4 protein-coding genes are annotated in these 4,189 nt (G+C 70.9%); 2 read left to right on the top strand and 2 right to left on the bottom strand.

Annotated elements, in window-relative coordinates; genetic code table 11:
- The first annotated feature begins 49 nt into the window (after positions 1-49).
- On the top strand, positions 50-643 hold the full coding sequence (locus DKL51_RS04475; RefSeq protein ID WP_124811758.1) for a hypothetical protein: 594 nt from the start codon (positions 50-52) through the stop codon (positions 641-643).
- Positions 644-785: 142 nt separating this feature from the next.
- Here DKL51_RS04475 and DKL51_RS04470 read toward each other — a convergent pair whose 3' ends face one another.
- Both DKL51_RS04470 and gdhA read right to left on the bottom strand, forming a co-directional pair.
- Complete coding sequence (locus tag DKL51_RS04470) at positions 786-2,150, bottom strand: hypothetical protein (protein ID WP_124811757.1); 1,365 nt, start codon at positions 2,148-2,150, stop codon at positions 786-788.
- 152 nt (positions 2,151-2,302) lie between these two features.
- Entirely contained in the window at positions 2,303-3,607 is a 1,305-nt protein-coding gene (gene gdhA / locus DKL51_RS04465) for an NADP-specific glutamate dehydrogenase (protein ID WP_124811756.1), read from the bottom strand.
- A 156-nt stretch (positions 3,608-3,763) separates the two neighbouring features.
- Here gdhA and DKL51_RS04460 point away from each other — a divergent pair, with 156 nt between their 5' ends.
- Positions 3,764-4,063, top strand: a complete 300-nt coding sequence (locus DKL51_RS04460; RefSeq protein ID WP_109964795.1) for a MazG-like family protein — start codon at positions 3,764-3,766, stop codon at positions 4,061-4,063.
- Positions 4,064-4,189 lie beyond the last annotated feature (126 nt).

Raw genomic sequence — 4,189 nt, 5'->3', positions numbered from 1 at the left:
CCCTGACCCCCGTCGGGCGTGCGCCGACCCCCGAATGGAGCTTTCCCCCATGAACACGATCTTCCGTAAGAGCGTTCTTGGTGTTGCTGGTCTCGCCTTCGCCGGTGGTGTGTTCGCCGGTCCGCTGACCGCCCACGCCGCCACCCCGGTCGACGCCACGCCCGCCGCGGTCGCGGTGCAGGCCGACAAGCCGGCCGTGGACACCGCCAAGCTGATCCCGCATGGTGTGCAGGGCGCGCAGTCGCACATCGACCTGAACGACGAGCAGACCGCCAACGCGAAGGCGATCATCGCCGCCACCAAGAAGTCGGGCCTGAACGAGCGGGCCGCGGTCATCTCGATCGCCACGTCGCTGCAGGAGTCGAAGCTGGAGAACCTGGGTCACCTGGGTGACCGCAACGACCACGACTCGCTGGGCCTGTTCCAGCAGCGCCCCTCCAGTGGTTGGGGTACTCCGGAGCAGATCACCGACCCCGAGTACTCGACCATGGCCTTCCAGAAGGGTCTGAAGCAGGTCGACGGCTGGCAGGACATGCCCCTGACCGAGGCCGCGCAGACGGTGCAGGTGTCGGCCTACCCGGACGCCTACGCCCAGTGGGAGCAGCAGGCCGCCGACCTCGTCGCCCAGCACTGGAACAACTGACAAGAGCTCACACGAAGGGCCCCCTCCCTCGGGAGGGGGCCCTTCTGGCATTCGGGGCGTCGGCCACACCACCGATCGGCAGAATGCCGGAAATGAGGATTAAGGCCGGGTGGACAGGGCCGCCACGGTCACCGGGCCGACGTCACGGGCAGGGCGCGTACAGGGGCCGGGTGCCGGTGCCGTACGCGGCCCGGTCGGTGAACCGGCAGCCGAAGTCGGGCACCGCCACCTTCTCCGGATCCGTCACGGCGTCACCGGCGGGACGGACGCCGGTGCGTACCCAGGAGGTGAGATCGTCCCAGGCGGCGCCGGCCTCCGCCGGGCTGAACTCGCAGTGGTTCGCCGCCCGGATGGCCCGCTGGACCACCAGCCGGCTCTCGCCGTGCCACGCGGCGTCGCGGGCGTACGCCTGCTCCATGGAGAACGGCACGAACAGGTCGCCGAGGTCGTGCAGGGTGAGCACGGGCGCGGTCGGCCGGCCGCTGATCCGCGGGACCTCGGTCAGCGTGGGTGACAGCCGCTCCCAGAGGTTCTCCGGGGCGACCCGCTGCACGGTGGCGTTGACGTCCACCGGGCTGTTCGGCTCGTAGCGCGTGAGCAGGTTGGTGGCGAGCTGGCCGGGCCGCTGGGCGGGAGAGTCACCGCCGCTGGTGGTGCTGATCGCGAAGAGGAAGTCCTTCCACACCGCGAACGCCGCGTCCGCGCCGGGCCGTGGCCCGCCCGAGCGGTTGATGGTGACGGCCCGCAGTTGCTTGCCGAGCTCGTTGGTGGTGTCCGGCCCGGTCGGCTTGAGGCCGGCCAGACCCAGCGCCACCTGGATCCGCGGCACGGCGTTGCTGAGGTAGTCCGGCGGCGTCGGGTACGCGCGAACTCCGGCGAGGGCCTGTGCGACGAGGTTGTAGTCCAGGAAGAAGTCGAACAGCTCGTGGTCGCCGAGCACCCCGCACATCGGTAGCGCGCCGTCGTAGTAGTCCGGGTACTGCTCCAGCGACCGGCCGATGATGTGGCCACCCATCGACACCCCGGCCATCAGGACCCGCTTCGGCCGCTCGACGGTGTCCGAGAAGAGGTCGGCGAGGGCACGGGTGCTCAGCACTCCGGAGCGGATGTCGTAGCCGTTGCGGTCGTAGGAGGACGAGGCCCAGGCGTACCCCTGCTCCAGCATCCGCTGGCGCAGGCCGAACGCCGGCGGTTCGGGGGAGAGGACGGTGGTCTGGCCGCGGTAGCCGTGCGTCCACATCACCAGCTCGCCGTTCCACCGGGCCGGCACCTCGACGATGTAGCCGGCGTGCTCGTGCACGCCCTGCCGGACGGTGGTCGGGGAGCCGTCGATGGTCAGCGGCGCCAGCGGCGGGTTGTTGATGGTGTAGCCGGGCAGCGGCTGGCTGCCGTCGTCGTCGGTCTCGGCGGCCGACGCCGGCGCCGCGCCGGCGAGTCCGACCGCCAGGGTGAGGGCCGCGCCGACGGCGAGCAGTCGCCGGGCCAGACGGGTGGTTGAGGTCAGCATCGTTGCTCCCCCGGGGACGGTGCCGCCCACCGGGGGCGACCAGGCGGGACGGATGCCTACCGGCCGGTAGCGCCCTGAAAGTAGGCCCGCCGTCGAGCCCTGTCAATCACCTGCTGACCGAACGGTCAGCCACCACCGCCCACCATGGTCGGTCACACCACGCCGTGCGCCAGCATCGCCTCCGCGACCCGGCGGAACCCGTTGATGTTCGCCCCCGCCACGTAGTCGCCGGGCAGCCCGTACTCCTCCGCGGTCGCCCAGCAGCGGGCGTGGATGTCCCGCATGGTCTCCCGCAGCCGCTGCTCCGACTGCGCGAACGTCCACAAGTCGCGGCTCGCGTTCTGCTGCATCTCGAGCGCGCTCACCGCCACCCCACCGGCGTTCGCGGCCTTGCCGGGGGCAAACTCCACCCCGTCCCGGCCCAGGATGCGCACCGCCTCCGGGGTGGTGGGCATGTTCGCCCCCTCCACCACCGCGACGCAGCCGCCGGCCACCAACGCCGCCGCCTCCGCGCCGCCGATCTCGTTCTGCGTCGCGCACGGCAGGGCCAGGTCGCAGGGGACCTCCCAGACGGTACGACCGGAGACCGCCACCGCGTGCGGCAGGTGCCGGACGTAGTCGTCCAGCCGGGCCCGGCGTTCCTCCTTCAGCTCCCGCAGCAGCTCCAGGTCGACGCCCTTCTCGTCCAACACGTAACCCGAGGAGTCCGAGCAGGCCACCACGGTCCCGCCGAGCTGGCGCACCTTCTCGATCGCGTAGATCGCCACGTTGCCCGAGCCGGAAACCACCACCCGCTTGCCCTCCAGGCTGTCCCCGGTCTGCCGGAGCATCTCGTCGGCGAAGAAGACCGCGCCGTAGCCGGTCGCCTCCCGCCGAACCTGGGCACCCCCGTACGACAGGCCCTTGCCGGTGAGCACTCCCGACTCGTACCGGTTGGTGATCCGCTTGTACTGGCCGAACAGGTAACCGATCTCCCGGCTGCCCACCCCGATGTCCCCGGCCGGCACATCGGTCTGCGCGCCGATGTGCCGGTACAGCTCGGTCATGAAGCTCTGACAGAAGCGCATCACCTCCCGGTCCGAGCGCCCCTTCGGGTCGAAGTCCGCGCCGCCCTTGCCCGCCCCGATCGGCAGCCCGGTCAGCGCGTTCTTGAAGATCTGCTCGAAGCCCAGGAACTTGACGATGCCCAGGTAGACCGAGGGGTGAAAGCGCAACCCACCCTTGAACGGGCCGAGCGCGCTGTTGAACTCCACCCGGAAACCCCGGTTCACCCGGACCCGACCGTGGTCGTCCTCCCACGGCACGCGGAAGATGACCTGCCGTTCCGGCTCGCAGATCCGCTCGATGATCCGTGCGTGCGCGTACTCGGGGTGACGGGCCAGCGCAGGGCCGATGCTCTCCAGCACCTCCCGGACGGCCTGGTGGAACTCCGGCTCACCAGGATTCCGGCTGACCACTGGCGAACACCGACTCGACGGCCTCCGGCATCACCGACACGTCCCTTCCGGTCCCGGCGGCGGCCCCGTCGCCACCACCGGATCGGCGTCGTCCCGCCGACCGCCCCCGGGTACGGATCGTCACCCCTGTCCGGTTCACTGGTCGGCGTGGACGAGATGATCTGGGACGCCGTCCGGGCCTCGCGCGGCTGGCTGGACGCCGCCAACGGCACCGGCGACACCGAGCTGACCTTTCGGATCCTCAAGCTCACCGAGGAGGCGGGGGAGGCGGCGGGCGCCTGGATCGGGGTGCTCGGCCAGAACCCGCGCAAGGGGGTGACGCACAGCCGGGAGGACGTGGCGGCGGAGCTGGCCGATGTCGTGTTCACGGCGTTGGTGGCGATCGAGAGCCTGGGGTTTGATGCGCGGGCCGTGGTCTCGGAGTGTGCCGGCAAGGTTCAGCGTCGAATCTCCTAGCGTGTCTGCCGTGGCCTGCGCTTTCAGGCTGGTTGCCTGTGCCCCGTCCGTGTCTTGCGGCCCCTGGGTGGTTGAGGTGGTGGGGTGTGGCCCGCCGTGCCCGGCTCCGGGCGGTCAAGCTTGATC

The organism is Micromonospora globispora, assembly GCF_003857015.1.
In the GTDB taxonomy this organism is placed as follows: Bacteria; Actinomycetota; Actinomycetes; order Mycobacteriales; family Micromonosporaceae; genus Micromonospora; species Micromonospora globispora.
Note: the sequence above shows the minus strand (reverse complement) of the source record. Positions and strands in the feature narration are given on the sequence as shown.